The sequence below is a fragment of the Ningiella ruwaisensis genome, assembly GCF_004798935.1.
GTDB lineage: Bacteria > Pseudomonadota > Gammaproteobacteria > Enterobacterales > Alteromonadaceae > Glaciecola > Glaciecola ruwaisensis.
Genome location: NZ_RAHT01000007.1, coordinates 87035 through 101848, shown reverse-complemented (window position 1 = coordinate 101848; position 14814 = coordinate 87035). Strand labels below are relative to the sequence as shown.

Annotated in this window: 15 protein-coding genes; 3 read left to right on the top strand and 12 right to left on the bottom strand. The window is 41.7% G+C overall.

Annotated features, from left to right (window positions below):
- Positions 1 to 53: 53 nt before the first annotated feature.
- Positions 54 to 566 carry a DNA starvation/stationary phase protection protein Dps gene (gene dps, locus D6V41_RS14600; RefSeq protein ID WP_136252273.1) on the top strand — a complete coding sequence of 171 codons (513 nt, stop codon included), beginning with the start codon at positions 54 to 56 and terminating at the stop codon, positions 564 to 566.
- A 105-nt stretch (positions 567 to 671) separates the two neighbouring features.
- Here the strand turns inward: dps and D6V41_RS14595 are convergent, their stop codons facing one another.
- The 6 genes from D6V41_RS14595 to D6V41_RS14570 all read right to left on the bottom strand — a co-directional run bounded on the left by D6V41_RS14595 (position 672) and on the right by D6V41_RS14570 (position 6305).
- Complete coding sequence (locus tag D6V41_RS14595; protein ID WP_136252272.1) at positions 672 to 1166, bottom strand: hypothetical protein; 495 nt, start codon at positions 1164 to 1166, stop codon at positions 672 to 674.
- 136 nt (positions 1167 to 1302) lie between these two features.
- Positions 1303 to 1920, bottom strand: a complete 618-nt coding sequence (locus D6V41_RS14590) for a protein-methionine-sulfoxide reductase heme-binding subunit MsrQ (protein ID WP_136252271.1) — start codon at positions 1918 to 1920, stop codon at positions 1303 to 1305.
- Between the two features lie 69 nt (positions 1921 to 1989).
- Positions 1990 to 2991, bottom strand: coding sequence for a protein-methionine-sulfoxide reductase catalytic subunit MsrP (msrP, locus tag D6V41_RS14585; RefSeq protein WP_136252270.1), 1002 nt, complete (start codon positions 2989 to 2991; stop codon positions 1990 to 1992).
- A gap of 92 nt (positions 2992 to 3083) precedes the next feature.
- Positions 3084 to 4433, bottom strand: coding sequence for an anti-phage deoxyguanosine triphosphatase (locus D6V41_RS14580; protein WP_136252269.1), 1350 nt, complete (start codon positions 4431 to 4433; stop codon positions 3084 to 3086).
- Between the two features lie 7 nt (positions 4434 to 4440).
- A complete protein-coding gene (gene yfbR, locus D6V41_RS14575) occupies positions 4441 to 5076 on the bottom strand; it encodes a 5'-deoxynucleotidase (protein ID WP_136252268.1) in 636 nt (211 codons plus the stop codon).
- Positions 5073 to 6305 (bottom strand): pyridoxal phosphate-dependent aminotransferase, encoded by a 1233-nt coding sequence (locus D6V41_RS14570; protein WP_136252267.1) that lies wholly within the window; start codon positions 6303 to 6305, stop codon positions 5073 to 5075. The genes yfbR and D6V41_RS14570 overlap by 4 nt, the downstream gene beginning before the upstream one ends.
- A 155-nt stretch (positions 6306 to 6460) precedes the next feature.
- Between D6V41_RS14570 and D6V41_RS14565 the strand changes: the two genes are divergently transcribed.
- A complete protein-coding gene (locus D6V41_RS14565; RefSeq protein WP_136252266.1) occupies positions 6461 to 6991 on the top strand; it encodes a hypothetical protein in 531 nt (176 codons plus the stop codon).
- Positions 6992 to 7094: 103 nt separating this feature from the next.
- Positions 7095 to 7898 carry a DUF2189 domain-containing protein gene (locus D6V41_RS14560; RefSeq protein WP_136252265.1) on the top strand — a complete coding sequence of 268 codons (804 nt, stop codon included), beginning with the start codon at positions 7095 to 7097 and terminating at the stop codon, positions 7896 to 7898.
- Between the two features lie 17 nt (positions 7899 to 7915).
- On the opposite strand, the gene D6V41_RS14555 is transcribed toward D6V41_RS14560, so the two are convergent.
- The 6 genes from D6V41_RS14555 to cmoA all read right to left on the bottom strand — a co-directional run bounded on the left by D6V41_RS14555 (position 7916) and on the right by cmoA (position 14667).
- Positions 7916 to 9715, bottom strand: coding sequence for a sugar phosphorylase (locus D6V41_RS14555; RefSeq protein ID WP_421907813.1), 1800 nt, complete (start codon positions 9713 to 9715; stop codon positions 7916 to 7918).
- Between the two features lie 64 nt (positions 9716 to 9779).
- Positions 9780 to 11006, bottom strand: a complete 1227-nt coding sequence (locus tag D6V41_RS14550) for a glycosyltransferase family protein (protein ID WP_136252264.1) — start codon at positions 11004 to 11006, stop codon at positions 9780 to 9782.
- A gap of 15 nt (positions 11007 to 11021) precedes the next feature.
- Positions 11022 to 11867 (bottom strand): HAD-IIB family hydrolase, encoded by an 846-nt coding sequence (locus tag D6V41_RS14545; protein WP_179952563.1) that lies wholly within the window; start codon positions 11865 to 11867, stop codon positions 11022 to 11024.
- Positions 11852 to 12751, bottom strand: a complete 900-nt coding sequence (locus D6V41_RS14540) for a kinase (RefSeq protein WP_241664556.1) — start codon at positions 12749 to 12751, stop codon at positions 11852 to 11854. The genes D6V41_RS14545 and D6V41_RS14540 overlap by 16 nt, the downstream gene beginning before the upstream one ends.
- Before the next feature lie 165 nt (positions 12752 to 12916).
- Complete coding sequence (gene cmoB / locus D6V41_RS14535; RefSeq protein ID WP_136252263.1) at positions 12917 to 13909, bottom strand: tRNA 5-methoxyuridine(34)/uridine 5-oxyacetic acid(34) synthase CmoB; 993 nt, start codon at positions 13907 to 13909, stop codon at positions 12917 to 12919.
- 2 nt (positions 13910 to 13911) lie between these two features.
- Positions 13912 to 14667, bottom strand: coding sequence for a carboxy-S-adenosyl-L-methionine synthase CmoA (gene cmoA, locus D6V41_RS14530; RefSeq protein ID WP_136252262.1), 756 nt, complete (start codon positions 14665 to 14667; stop codon positions 13912 to 13914).
- Positions 14668 to 14814 lie beyond the last annotated feature (147 nt).

Sequence of the window (14814 nt, the reverse complement as noted above, 5' to 3'; positions counted from 1 at the left end):
TGGAAATTACTTATGCCAGACAACTTTGGCGAACACAACAGAAGGAGAAAAACATGGCTAAGCCGAAAAAAGCATCCTTTACCGCCCCCGGTATGACAAATAAAAAAGCAGAAAAAACGATCGAATTATTAGATGACCGAATGGTTGCCTTAATCGACCTTCAACTAACCCTCAAGCACATTCATTGGAATGTCGTCGGTCCTAATTTTATCGGCGTTCATGAAATGTTGGACCCGCAGGTTGAAGTAGTTCGTGAAATGACAGACGTCATTGCAGAAAGAATTGCAACACTTGGAGGGGTGCCAGTAGGCACACCAAAATCAATTGTCGAGCGTCGTCGCTGGGAAGATTATTCCTTAGGAAAAGCGTTGGTCAATGACCATTTAGCTGCGCTCGATGAGGTATACAACGGCGTGAATGAAGATCACCGAAAAGCGGCTGAGAAATTGAGTGATTTAGATCCTGTTTCTGAAGATATGCTGATAAGCCAATTAGCCGACCTAGAGCAATTTCAATGGTTCGTCAGAGCGCATCTGGAATCAGCTTCAGGCGATCTTAAAAAGTAAGTACAGAAAGCACTGTGCTGCTTTAAGAAAATTGCGAGCTTTGTATCAGCAACAAGGAAAAAGCTCGCAACTTCTCTACCAAATCATTATGCTTGATGCATAAGTTTAACTCGCCGCTTTGGAAAACTGCATTGCAAGGCGTGCGTTTTTGAGTTCTGTTTTCGAAAACACTTGCAGCATTTTCAATATACCTATTTGTTGAGCGCTTAGCTGACAATCAAAATAAATGACATCGCAAGTTTCAGCTTTCAACAACTTTACCATTAATTCATACTGGCTGAATTTACCTTTACCGCTAATGTTGATTGCTCTTTCGACACCTTTTGCCAATTTTACATGTTCTGACACATTACATATCCAGCGAGCTTTGCTGGCGGTGTGTATAGTTGCGCCTTTGTTTGAAAAACCTATTTTAGAAAAAGAACTGGCTTTCTCTTTAAGCTTGTAAGACTGTTTTGGCTGATTTTCAAGGGGTAAAACACTCTGCATTGTCGGCAAACTAAGCTGTTCTGCACACACGTTAGATAACTCAACATGCAGTTTACTGGCATTGTTTTGATCATGACTTGCTGCTTTGCTGATTGAATTAGTTAATCTCATCTCACCACCTCTGGCCTGTTTTAGTGCCCTTGTTTTTAGAATTCTCACAAATGAAAACTAAAAAGGGGCTTTTGATATTCATACAGTAAATACTGTATAGGTAAACAGTAATACTGTATAAATAAACATGCAAGTGTTATTTGATGATTTTTTGTATTTTTTTTCGTCGAAACAGCAGCAATATGGTCGCAAGCACTATATAAATAGCAGGTTCATACCAATCTGATTTGACCGACCACAAATAATGAATGCATCCTAAAATGAGAGCCAGGTAAGTAAAATTATGAAGCTTTTGCCAGTTTTTCCCCATTCGCTTCTTAATTTTATTAAGGGATGTAAGTAATAAAGCGCTTAAGATCAAAAGCGCTACCATGCCTACAGTTATATAAGGGCGCTCAACAATTTCGCTTAGGATAAGTTTCCATTCGTACTGCAACTCGTAAGCAGTAAAAACATAAAAGTGGAAAAGTGCATAACTTGCAGCATATACGCCCAGCGTCTTACGAATTTGCATCAATTGTGCGAATTTAAATCGCATTGCAATCGGGCTTACAAGTAAACTTAGCATCAACAGATGCAAGGTTCCTATACCGCTAAAGTCAAGAAGATATTGTACAGGATCGCCGTCTAAGCTTCCGTTTAGCGCCAGGTAATACACCCAGGCAAGCCAGCAAAATGCAACAACATGAATTGCATACCTTAAAGCATTGATGCCGTATGATGGCACTCGTACTGGCGTTGTAAGATTCATCATAGATAATTTACACCAACGCTAAAGTGGCGCTTTTATAAAAAAAGTAAAGCTTAGTGTATGTTAGGAGCATCAATAAAGTTTGCGCAAGTCCATACCGGAATATAGTGAAGCCACTTCATCGTATCCGTTAAACATTTGCGTATCGATTCTTTGCATGGCGTTAAGTCCACTCCCCATAATTCGGCGCTCGCGTGCCTGAGACCATCTGGGATGATCAACGTTAGGATTAACGTTAGCATAAAATCCATATTCGTCTGGTGCCAAGATATTCCAGGTGGTAGGAGGCTCGTTGTCGACTAAGGAAATTTTCACCACAGACTTTATACTTTTGAAGCCATATTTCCATGGCACAACCAATCGAATGGGAGCGCCGTTTTGCGGGGGGAGCGTTTGACCATACATACCCACGCTCATAAGGGTGAGGGGATGCATGGCCTCGTCTATACGCAGTCCTTCAACATAAGGATAATCTATTCCACCACCCACAAAACGACTGCGTTGTCCGGGCATTTGCTTAGGGTCGTATAGCGTCTGAAAAGCGACGTATTTCGCACTGGATAAAGGCTTGGCCGCTTTGAGTAAATCTGCCAAAGAAAACCCAATCCAGGGAATAACCATCGACCATGCTTCAACGCAGCGTAAACGATAGATCCTCTCTTCAAGCGTAAATCGCTTATAAATATCGTCGTAATTTAAAGTAATGGGGGTTTCGACCATTCCATCAACCTGAAGCGTCCAAGGGTCGACCTTAAAATCTTGCGCCTCGTCTTTCGGGTCGCTTTTGCTTGTACCAAATTCGTAAAAGTTATTGTAACTGGTGGCAGTGGATTCTTCGGTTAAAGACGCCACGTTTGAATCCGCTTTTTTAAAATTAAGCGGCCTACGCTCGAATTCTGGCTTTTCTTCGCTTTTAAACAAATCGAAAGGCCCGGCCTGAGCAGATTGTGACAGAGCGCTCATTGCCCCTAAAAAGCCTAACTGTTTCAGTATTCTGCGACGATCTCTATATACGGCCTCATCGGTGACCTCAGACTCTTTAATTCGATTTTTTTGCCAACGTTGAATAAGCATAATGTCCTATTGGGTATCGCTGTGTGCGCGTTTTAAGCCGTTCATTTATACAGACCTTGATAAACACCAAAATGTTTCAACGGTTTCAGTACTTATTTGTCTGTTATTCGATGTGACTTGGGCAAAAACAAATTGGCATAAACACGATTCGCGTATTCATCTGTCATCCCGGAGATATAATCTGCTATCACTCGCATGCTAAGTTCATCACTTTCTTCTTTTGCGACTTGCCACCTCTTTGCTGTATTTTTTGGCAGCAGCCTTAAAGGTTCGCTTGCAAATGCCTCAAACAATGCCATTACAATTTGTTGCCCTTTAAATTCTAATAGCTGAATTTCGGGCTTCTTGATCACATGCGCAAATACAAAGCGTTTGAAGGTTTGTAAAGCAGCCTGATACGGCTGAGGAAGTTTAGCGTTATATTTTAGCAACGCGTCTTGGAAATCGTTAAGCGTTTGAATTTCGATAGCGGTGATAAAACAGTTAACCAATGCGCCTATCGCATTTTTGCGCGCGTAGGCTTCACTGGCAAACAGTTGTGTTTCAATATCAAAGGCCTTATCCGATAAAAAGGGAATTTCCATTGTCGATAATGGCGTGCTAACTTCTTCTGAAAATTGAGCTTGGCTAATTAATCCCATCACAATTGCATCTTCTAAATCATGAATGCCGTATGCAATGTCGTCAGCTAATTCCATTATGGAGCAATCAATGGATTTATACTGCGTTTTGTTATGCTCTTTATTGGCTTGTTGGTCGGCCAGTTTGTCCTCGTTTGATGCAAACGCCATAAAATGCGCTTTGTCTTTTGCACTTAAAGGCGAAAGGACCCAATCAAATGCATCTTTGTCGCAGTCGAAGAGCGCTTTAGGTGGATGCCACTCGCTGGCTTTCACTTGAGAAAAACGAGTGGGTTTTATTGGATGACAGGCGGGATTGCTTAGCGCTGACATAAAATTAGGGTATTTCAACACGCCTAAAAGCGAACGGCGAGCCAGATTCATCCCGTCATTAGGAGAGTAAGCTTCGAGTTTTGTGAGAATACGAAAGGTCTGGCCGTTCCCCTCAAATCCGCCGTAATCAGACATCATGTAATGAAGCGCAATTTCCCCTCCATGACCAAATGGGGGATGACCAATGTCATGCGCAAGGCAAATTGTTTCAATTAAATGCTCGTCTAATTGCAAATAATCGGTCAGTTCTGAATACTTTTGCTGTAACTGTGCACTGATCCCGGTGCCTATTTGAGCCGCTTCAAGCGAATGTGTTAATCGTGTACGATAAAAATCACCAATCCCTACACCCACAACCTGCGTTTTCGCCTGTAGGCGTCTGAATGAGGCGCAGTGCATGATCCTTGCTTTGTCGCGTTGATAAGCGCTACGGTGGTCACCGTCTCGCTTTGGGTTGCGTTCTAGTCTTCGTTCTTCCCATTGCGACATCCTGCAACTACTCCATCTTTTGTGTTAGTTCGTCTACGTTGACTAAACATTTTTCTTCAAATAGTGCCAAAAACAATGCAATTTCGGGCATTTCGTTAGAATATTCGGCAATCATTGATTCTAAGCGCGTTTTAACATGCGCAAACTCTTTATTTTGATAGCTGAGCTCATCAGAGGCTTTCAAATAGGCTGAGATTAAATCTGCGGCTTTTACAATCCGTTTGTAGACCGGATCGACATTCTTCTGGACGAGCAGACTAGAAAATTGCGATTGAAGTTTTTCAGGGAGCGTGTGCAAGCATTCAATCTCTGCCATTTCTTCAATCTTTTTAAATTCTCGTGTTAAGTCAGGATTATGATACTTGGTCACGTGGTTGATATCCTGAAGTTTTGTTTCAGATACTTCATGATAAAGCGCAACGGTTGCGGCTCGCTCTGGACTAATATCAGAGCCAAAATAAGTGTTTCGAATACTCGCTAATAAATGCGCGATGACCGCTACTTGATGACTATGTTCGGCAACATTCTCTTCTTTAACTGAATGCATAAGCGCCCACCGTTTAATCAGTGGCATTCGCAAAATCCAGGCTAAAAAAGGACTGCTAGTAATTGACTTTGCTTTATTTAAAGCCGGTTTTTTCATTTAACTTGTGCACCTTTTCGCGATCTACTAAGAAAAAATTCCTGCATACTTTCAAGCGCAGGCAGCAAAACATCCTTATGAGGTAAAAATACAACTCTAAAATACAGGCCCTGGTGTAAATTGAATGCGCTACCTTGCACAACAAGGATTTTCTTATCTTTTAATAGATCAAGCACTAAATTAACGTCACTATCAATATCGAACTGCTGAGGGTCGACTTTGGCAAAGCAGTACATTGCGCCCATAGGCTTTACACAACTTACGCCAGTCATTTGGTTGAGTTTTTCATAGGCGAGGTTGCGTTGGGTCAGCAATCGACCGTCTCCGCTAACAAGGTCATTGATGCTTTGATAGCCACCTAGTGCAGTTTGAATGGCGTATTGGCAGGGTACATTAGAGCACAAGCGCATTGACGACAACACGGTTAGACCTTCGATGTAACTTGCAGCGGCTTTTTTATTTCCGCTTACCAAAAGCCAGCCAGCTCTGAAGCCAGCTACCCGATAATTTTTAGACAAACCGCCAAAAGTGACACAAAACACATCCGGTGCGAGCGATGCTATGCAGGTATGCTTTGCATCATCGTATAAAACCTTATCGTAAATTTCGTCACTAAAAATTATCAAATTATATTCTCGAGCAATATTGACAATATCTTGAAGGACTTCAGGGCTATAGACCGCTCCGGTTGGGTTATTAGGATTAATGAGTACAATGGCTTTTGTTTTGGATGTAATTTTAGCGCGAATATCAGCCATGTCCGGATACCACAGCGATTGTTCATCGCACATATAATGTACTGCAGTTCCCGATGATAAATTGACTGCTGCTGTCCATAAAGGGTAATCGGGTGCCGGAATTAACACTTCGTCACCACTGTTAAGCAAGGCCTGCATTGCCATTGTGATGAGCTCACTCACACCATTGCCTAGATATACATCCTCTATAGCTATATGTTCTATGCCTTTTTGCTGATAATACTGCATAACCGCAACACGAGCACTGTAGATACCTTGCGCGTCAGAATAGCCTTGTGCAGTGGGAAGTTGGCGAATAACGTCCTTTAATATGTCATCGGGTGCGTCAAAACCAAAGGGGGCCGGATTGCCGATATTTAGCTTTAAGATACGCTCGCCAGCTTCTTCCATCTTGTTGGCGGTAGCAAGAATAGGACCTCGAATATCGTAACATACGTTTTCGAGCTTTTTAGCTTGTAAAATTGGATGCATGAAGTGAGACTGAACTGAACAATATTTAGATACTCTAAGAGTAAAGCATAGTGGCTTTACTGTTAAGCCAAAAATGACATGTTTTGTCACAAAATTTCACTTAAATTTTAAATATTTATTCACTACGATAAAGGTTTTACGTTGGAGATTCGTTTATGCCAGCCCCTTTAATTTGGCTCGGAGCTGCCGCTGTTTCGCTATATGCCGGAAACAGGCTTAATACCGCGCATTTGCGCCATAAAAGGATCGTCGAAAGAATGCCTGGTGTATGCAAACAAGCGGTGTCACCCGTTAACGGCAGTATTGTCACTTGTGGCATTTATGAAGTCCTTGACCATACCGGCATTTGGATTGACGGTAATATTTATGAGCTTAGCGGGGCAGGTTTAGTGAGGTGCGTTAATCCGCGGCGATTTTTGGATAAACGAAGTGGTGAAAAAATTTATGTCGCCAGCAATATGAATGGCAAGGCTTTGTCTGACAGCTTTGCAATTGAACGGGCTCGTTCGCAACTATTTCAACTTTATGATTACCATCTTCTTCGACAGAATTGCCATAAATTTGTTGCTGAAATGATCGCGGGCTATCCGACCGATGTCACCAGTTTCAGTGATCTGAACACTTTTCTCTCTCGTCACTTCAATACAGCAATAGACTGGCGTTTGACCGACATCAATAATTTGTGATCAATTTTTGACCTCAAGTGTTAAGTTAATTAGTATAAGAGTTAACAATATTTTAAAAATATTGTAAAAAAAGAAACGCTTATATTCTCACTAGGGGGATGCTATGTCTCAGAAAATAGAACCAGCTGTTGACTCAGAAGCAACAGCAATTGAACAAAGCGGTATTGCTCGGGTCATTCCAAGCAAAACGTTGGATAAATTTGCCTGTTTTCGCTGGATTGCATTAGCAGTTAACGATTTTAAAAATGCAAAACTCATCAGTTTTACCTATGGCGCTATTTTTACCGCGCTCCCGCTGGCCATTTATTTTCTTGTTCTGGCAACAGAATGGCATTTAGTTATTTTCCCGGCAATGATTGCCTTTATGTTGTTAGGTCCGTTTTTAGCAGCAGGTCTTTACGATGTTGCCTGGCAATTTGAGAAAAAGAACAAACCTTCTTTTAGACACTCTATCAAAGCCATGTCTCGCAATGCGGTGAATGAGTGGGGATTTGGCATTTTATTAATGATTTTAATGATATTTTGGTTACGCGTAGCTTCTTTAATCCACGCGTTATATCCGCCTTATCTTGAATTTAGTATTGGTAACGCATGGCAATTTTTGCTTCTTGGAACTATCGTAGGGGTAGGATTCACAACGCTTGTATACTTTATTACCGCCTTTACCCAACCCATTTTGTTAGAGAGAAGAGTAGACCTTGCTACGGCAGTGCTAACCAGCATGAACGCCGTATGGAAAAATAAGTTACCCATGTTCATTTGGGCCTGTGTGATTGTGTTCTCAGTCTTTCTTGGCTTTGTTACATATTTTGCAGCGTTTTTAGTGATCATGCCAATTATTGGTTATGCATCATGGCATGGTTACATAGCAACAATTGAAACTAAACGAGCACGTAATTTCGAGTAACGTTTATTTTCATTATTTTAATCCCTGTCAAAGCGATTGGTAAGCCAAATGCTTTGATAGGGCGCCAGTTTTATCTCAATATCTTCTGCGCTTATATGCTCCTGCGAAATTAAATCTGTCCATTCATCTGTTCCAATCAAATTAATATCAGACAAATATAAAGACTGCTCAGTACGAGTAATATTGGAAATGCAGAAGATACTTTGTTTTCGGTCTAAACTTTGCCGCCAGAAACCAAATAATTCATCGCGCAACTGCAAGGTAAATTGCGTTGCGTTAGGATGAAAAGCGCTTTGTGCGCGTCGAATATGCAGTAACTGCGTAATTTGAGTTAGTACCTGATGATGCAATGAATACACGTCATCCAGTTCTTTTACCAACTTGTTGTAATCCCATCGATGCCGATTGATTGAGCGGTTCTGACCGGTGTTAACGACTTTTTCTTCATCATTAGTGGTTCCCAGCAGCGAGTGGATGTACAGGCCGGGTACGCCTTCCAGAGCAAACATAATTGCGTGCGCACAAATAAAGCGTTCAATTTGCCACTGGTCCTCACCATCGATAGTACCTTTCAATGCGTCTATGAGCGCAATATTCAGTTCGTAAGGCTTTTGTTTGCCGCTATCAGCGCTTCGCCAACTTACGCGCCCGCCGAATTTGAGCACACAATTTACCAGCTCATTGATTTCTTCATCAGACAATAGCCCTTCTGCTGGACGCAAACCAATGCCATCGTGAGAGGCGATAAAATTAAAATAAAATGTACCGTTTTGCGCAGGCGGCATACTCATCAACCAGCTTTTCAGATAGCGACTTGAGCCGCTTACCAGTGTATTAAGCAACAATGGTGGCAATGAAAAGTTATAAATGGCGTGGGCTTCGTTAGCATTTCCAAAGTAGGTCAGGTTTTCACGATTGGGAATATTGGTTTCGGTAATAATAAGTGCATTAGGCGCTGCGCTTTCAATCAAAGTGCGAAGCAATCTGACGCATTCGTGCGTTTCTGGTAAGTTTATACAGCTTGTACCAGCCACTTTCCATAAAAAGGCGATAGCATCAAATCGAAAAATCCTTGTGCCTTTATCCAAATAGAGCCTAATGATTTCTACAAAGGCTTTAAGCACATCTGGATTACGAAAATCAAAATCGACCTGGTCGTGAGAAAAGGTACACCATACGTGCTTGACCCCATGATAAGTCGCAGTTTCGCGCAACAAAGGAGAGGTTCGAGGACGAACAACCTGGGATATGTCATCGGTCAAATCGGCGGTAAAAAAGAAGGCATTGCCGGGCGCCTTGTTCTCAATAAATTGCTGAAACCATGCACTTCGTGAAGAACAGTGGTTGATCACTAAATCGACCATCAGGCTAAAGTCTTCGGATATGGCGCTCACATCTTCCCAACTGCCCAGAGATTCATTTACTGTGGAGTAATCGATAACGGCAAAGCCATCATCTGAACTATAGGGGAAGAAAGGCAGTATGTGCACATGGTTGATGGCATGGCTGCAATAGCGATTTAGAAAACGATGCAAGGTTTTTAAGGGAACTTCATTGGGTCCACTGGACAAATCACTTGAAGGTAAATGCACGCTGTCGCCGTAGGTAATCAAGACAACATCCTGCTCATCCCACAGATTTTTATGCGGTTCGACAAAATGCACATCCTCATCTGAGTATATTCGCATGGACGCCAGCAATTCCTTTGCAATGGTTTCATGGTCTTTATCAAGCGCTATATCTTTATAAATGAAGTCTAGTTGATGTACGATTTTATCCGTTAGCAGTGCCAATGTGGGTTCTTGCATAGCTGTCATAGTGCGCACCTATTTTTAATTTTCTTTTCATCAATACAAAAGAAGACCTTTCGTCGCTCCAGTATTAACTTGCCTTATATTCCGCTGTGTCTTCTTCAACGGCTTTTCTTAAACACTCAAGCACGTCAGGTTTTGCGCTGACGACTCGATTCCAGCTCGGGATAAATGGCGTTTCCATCGGATTATCTAAAAAGCTGCTGCCTGCTTTCATAATATTTTGCGCAAACAGTTCTACCGCGCGTTCTTCCGAATCAATGTCTAAATCCAGGCCATTCATAATGGCATCATTATGATAGGTTTCTATAAAATCCAGCGCTATCCTGAAGTAGGTGGCTTTGATAGTACGAAATGTTTCTGTATTAAACACCGTGCCCTGAGTTGCGAGCTTCCTGAACAGGGCTTTTGTAATGTCTATGGACATTTTAGATAAGCCTCCCTGGTCGTTATTGGCAGAAAGATCCTGATGTTTGTGATCGTAAATATGTGCAATGTCAGCCTGACACAAACGATTGTGAGAATAATTTCGGTGCATCTCAGACAGTACGCCAATTTCAAGACCCCAATCGCTGGGAATGCGGATATCGTTAAGTACATCACGCCTAAATGAGAATTCCCCTGCCAGTGGGTAGCGAAAACTGTCCATATATTCCAGATAATCGTTATGACCAACCGTATGCTTAAGCGCTCTTAATAAGGGCGTTACGAGCAAGCGTGATACACGGCCATTGATTTTTCCATCGGCAACTCGGGCATAAAATCCTTTGCAAAATTCGTAGTTAAACTGGGGATTTGCAACAGGGTAGATGAGTCTGGCAAGCAGCGAACGGTCATAGGTAAGGATATCGCAATCATGAAGCGCCACACTCTCAACTTTGTTTGACGCCAATATATAACCCATGCAATACCAGACATTCCTGCCTTTTCCCATTTCCTTTGGCGCCAAACCAAGACGCTGTAATTCTTCATCCAAAGCTTTCAGACGAGGGCCATCATTCCACAATACGGTATGTTCTTGTGGAAGCGTGTCGAAAAACTTCAGCGCATGCTGATACTGCGCCTCACTTGCTCTATCAAGACCGATAACGATTTGGCTTAAATAGGGCACTTGTGCAATATGTTTAAGTATATTAGGCAGTGCTTTGCCTTCTAACTCTGAAAATAAAGACGGCAAAATCAAACCCATTGGCCGTCTGCTAGAGAAACTTGATAACTCAGCTTCCAAATCATCTATATTACGCGACTCTAAATTATGCAGCGTAGTGATAATCCCGTTTTGATAAAAATCAGCCATAGTATATTTCCCTTGTTAATGGTTTGTTGTGCTTTGCGCTACGAGAGGTTCAATGGCTTCTCGCCAGCCTTCTGGCCCGTGTTTGCTTGTTGTGATTACTCCGTCTGTCCGCTGTAACTGTACAGGTGGATGGACGGGAGACAAAATACGAACGGCAATATCCGCTGCCTCTAACATGGCAACATCATTGTTGCCATCACCTAAAGCAATAGTAGTGACTTTACTGGCTTGCCATTGCCTTTTATATTCTTCACTGAGCCACTCCATCGCTTTACCTTTATTAGTATCACCACTTATATGTAGAAAACGTCCACCACGAAGTGGCTTGGCACCTAAGGTTTCAGCCTTTTTAATGAACTCGCCTTGCCGCGCATCGGAGCCCTTCCAAAGTAAGGGTTCGCCGAACAGTCTTTTGGACGCTAGTCTGGCATCGGCTTCAGGCAAATCGGTAACTTCGCAAATACGATTAATAGACATATCTGAAAACGCTTCAAATTCACCCGCATAGTCTCTGGATAATTTTGATAATAATCCTTTCCAATGGCTGCGTTTAGGTGCAAAAGTCTTCACCCAGTATCCATCTTGCCAAACGGCAGATTTTGGCTTGGTTTTAAAGGCATTTTTTGGAACATACACAGCGGCACCGTTTTCGATGATAAAAGGTGTATCTAAATTCAATTTTTTGTGAATTTCTTTGACTTCTGCAGCGGTTTTGCTCGTATTTAAGATAACCGGAATATTTTTTGCTTTTAAGTCACTGAGTGTTTGGATAACCGGCTCAAACGAATAACTGTAGTGATCCAAAAGGGTACCATCCAGGTCGGAATAAATAATTAGATGCTTATTTATGGCTGCAGACATTCAACAATACTTCTATGTTCGTTTAGTATAAATACATCCTGACATAAAGCGGGAAGTTCTTTAAGTCCATGTTCGGTGATGCGCTGATAATGCTGTATAAAACGCTTAATTTCTGCGTCGCTCATGCCTCCTGGCTCAAGTCCCGCCTGTTTGTTTTTTGTTTGCATCTTATGTTCTTGTTCACAGCGCCACTTATAAATCTGCGCAAATGAAGGGGCCTTCAGCATAATGAGATGGTCAATTGAAGCGAAAATGCTGTGATATTCATTTGCAAGCTTTTCATTAACATAGCTTCGCCACTTTGCGTCTGGGTCTTCTTCTGCCTCAAGTGTATTAACAGGCTTTTTTAAATGTTCGGGTTTTTGAGCAGGTGAGGCAACACACCATCCCTCCAGGATGATAAGGTCTAATTTTGTACTGACGCTGTGCCATTGTGTTTCTGATGCTCTGTCGTCTATGGATTTGTCAAATACCGGTATTTGACAGGCTTCACCGCGAAAGACATTCTCAAATGTAGACTGCATCAATGCAGTATCATGCGTTCCGGGCACGCCTCGAGTAACAAGTAATGGATGAATTGACCTTGACAAGTTCAGGCGTGTCGCCCGGGTGTGGTAAAAATCATCTATCGAGACACAGAGCGCATTATAATCGCTATGTGCATTAAATAGTCTACATAAAAGAGAAGATAAAGTGCTTTTACCGCTTCCTTGTGCGCCATTAATGCCCACAAATAAGGGGGTTCTTGCATTGTTTTGGTGCGCCGCTACATTTTTGAGCAACCTATGATACAGCGGAATAAACCACTGCTGTACGCTACTTAGATAAGTTGAGGGCAATAACTCATCGTCAATGAATTGCTGGATCGTTTGGCGAAAATCCAAAAATGACACCTCATTTATTGCGCTTATAACGTTACTTGGTTTCAAACATTTTTAGCAAGTTTATATTGCCTGATTGATTTTATAGTAGATCTTATTTCAGGATATATGCCAGTTTGTAAAAGTTCGTACCAATTTGTGCCGATTCGTGCCGATTAGCTCAAATGACTATCGTGATACTTGAGCAATAAAAGTAGCCCGGCGAGGCGCACTATAACCCTCTATCGTTTTGCTTGCGTCAGTTGGGTCCAGGAAGTCGCTTAATGACATATTGGTCATCCACTCTGTGCTTCTTTGTTCCTCGCAAGAAGTAATACAGTCATCCACTAAACGCGCATTTTTAAAACCAAGCTTATCTAACCAGCGCAACATTGCAGGAATACTTGGTAAAAAATACACGTTACGCATCTGTGCATATCGTTCTGTAGGAAGCAAAACCGTGTTTTCATCGCCTTCAACAACAAGAGTTTCCAGCACCAAGTGTCCATTTTTAGCAATTTGGGATTTTAGCTGCTTTAAAAACGCGAGAGGATCGAGTCGGTGGTACAGCACCCCCATTGAAAATACCGTGTCAAAACCATGCGTTTCCGGCATATCCTCTATGCCAATAGGTAAATAGTGCACATTTAATTCTTGCGCGTAGCGTTTTACGCAATGAAACTGGTAAAAGAACAACAAGGTAGGGTCGATACCGATTACTTGTGAAGCACCTTGCTCAAGCATTCTAAACAGGTGATAACCACTGCCACAACCTACATCAAGGACACGTTGATTAGAAAGATTTCCAACATGTGGTGAAACACGCTGCCATTTCCAATCTGAACGCCATTCAGTGTCAATAAAAATATCAAAAAACGAGAAAGGACCTTTGCGCCATGGCATGAACTGCTTCAAAATACTCGTTATGCGTTTTTTATCATTTTCACTCACGCTTGTTGACTCAATATATAGCGTGTCGTCAATCCGCAAATTACCGAACTCAGGGCCGGGGAGGGCAGAAACTTGTTTTTCCCATTTTTTGGCCTCTGCGTGCAGTTTACTGCCATCCCATTCATTAATGAGTGCAAAAAAATCACCAAGAAAGGCTTCAAGGGGTGAATCAATAATGCTGCTATAAAATTGTGATTTCCAATTTTGAAGGGGCACGTTTTTTATTGTCATTCTTATTTTACCGCGACTAGAGACAGAAAATTGAAGTGTTGCATCCAGGTATCAACCTTTGTGAACCCTGACTGTGTCAGTCTTCCTTTGTGCGTTTCCAAAGTATCCAGAATCATTACCTTTTCCAGTGCGCTACGCTTTTGGCTGATTTCTAAATCTGAATAGCCATTTTCTCGCTTAAAGTCGTGATGGAGCTCAACTAACAATGTGTCTATCTCAGATATTTGCGAACGAATTTTTTCCGATATTATGAGAATGCCACCCGGTTTTAATGCTGTGAAAATCTTGTCAATGATACCTTGTCGTTTTTCCACTGGGATAAATTGCAAGGTGAAGTTAATCACCACCAAATCGCAAGATTCAAACTCAACTTCTGTTATATCCGCCTGATGCACCTCAATATTTGCACTGTAATTAAACGCATTTAGATGTTGCTTACAACGAGCTACCATTTCATGACTATAATCAATTGCGCGAATATTGGTGCACTTAACACCTTTAGCAGAGCAGTGTTTTGCAATACTTAATGATACGCTGCCTAAAGAGCAACCCAAGTCGTATACTTGCGCATTTTCACTAAGTTGCTTTGCCGCAATTCGTCCAATACCATCAATAATGGTTTGATAACTCGGCACCGATCGATTGATCATATCAGGGAATACATCAACAACCGCCTGATTAAAGGAAAAGGGAGGCAAGTCTTGCTTTTGTTCAAAAAACAATCTATCTATATGTGTGTCTGCTGAGTTTTTATTCATTTTATATACTTAAGGTTAGTAGATAAGTTAACAAATATTTAATATTCTAGTCTTTAGTTTAATAGCAGTTAATTAGCTATTCCCACATTAACGATTAACACTCTTCTAACAGATGGATAGCATGTATAGTTTGCTTATCTGTCGCGT

Excerpts from the sequence above, each read along its gene's own strand:
- D6V41_RS14550 (WP_136252264.1), bottom strand. The coding sequence starts at position 11,006 with ATGGCTGATTTTTATCAAAACGGGATTATCACTACGCTGCATAATTTA.
- cmoA (WP_136252262.1), bottom strand. The coding sequence starts at position 14,667 with ATGAATAAAAACTCAGCAGACACACATATAGATAGATTGTTTTTTGAA.
- D6V41_RS14595 (WP_136252272.1), bottom strand. The coding sequence starts at position 1,166 with ATGAGATTAACTAATTCAATCAGCAAAGCAGCAAGTCATGATCAAAAC.
- D6V41_RS14555 (WP_421907813.1), bottom strand. The coding sequence starts at position 9,715 with ATGACAGCTATGCAAGAACCCACATTGGCACTGCTAACGGATAAAATC.
- dps (WP_136252273.1), top strand. The coding sequence starts at position 54 with ATGGCTAAGCCGAAAAAAGCATCCTTTACCGCCCCCGGTATGACAAAT.
- msrP (WP_136252270.1), bottom strand. The coding sequence starts at position 2,991 with ATGCTTATTCAACGTTGGCAAAAAAATCGAATTAAAGAGTCTGAGGTC.
- D6V41_RS14580 (WP_136252269.1), bottom strand. The coding sequence starts at position 4,433 with ATGTCGCAATGGGAAGAACGAAGACTAGAACGCAACCCAAAGCGAGAC.
- cmoB (WP_136252263.1), bottom strand. The coding sequence starts at position 13,909 with ATGACAATAAAAAACGTGCCCCTTCAAAATTGGAAATCACAATTTTAT.
- D6V41_RS14590 (WP_136252271.1), bottom strand. The coding sequence starts at position 1,920 with ATGATGAATCTTACAACGCCAGTACGAGTGCCATCATACGGCATCAAT.
- D6V41_RS14560 (WP_136252265.1), top strand. The coding sequence starts at position 7,095 with ATGTCTCAGAAAATAGAACCAGCTGTTGACTCAGAAGCAACAGCAATT.
- D6V41_RS14565 (WP_136252266.1), top strand. The coding sequence starts at position 6,461 with ATGCCAGCCCCTTTAATTTGGCTCGGAGCTGCCGCTGTTTCGCTATAT.
- yfbR (WP_136252268.1), bottom strand. The coding sequence starts at position 5,076 with ATGAAAAAACCGGCTTTAAATAAAGCAAAGTCAATTACTAGCAGTCCT.
- D6V41_RS14545 (WP_179952563.1), bottom strand. The coding sequence starts at position 11,867 with ATGTCTGCAGCCATAAATAAGCATCTAATTATTTATTCCGACCTGGAT.
- D6V41_RS14570 (WP_136252267.1), bottom strand. The coding sequence starts at position 6,305 with ATGCATCCAATTTTACAAGCTAAAAAGCTCGAAAACGTATGTTACGAT.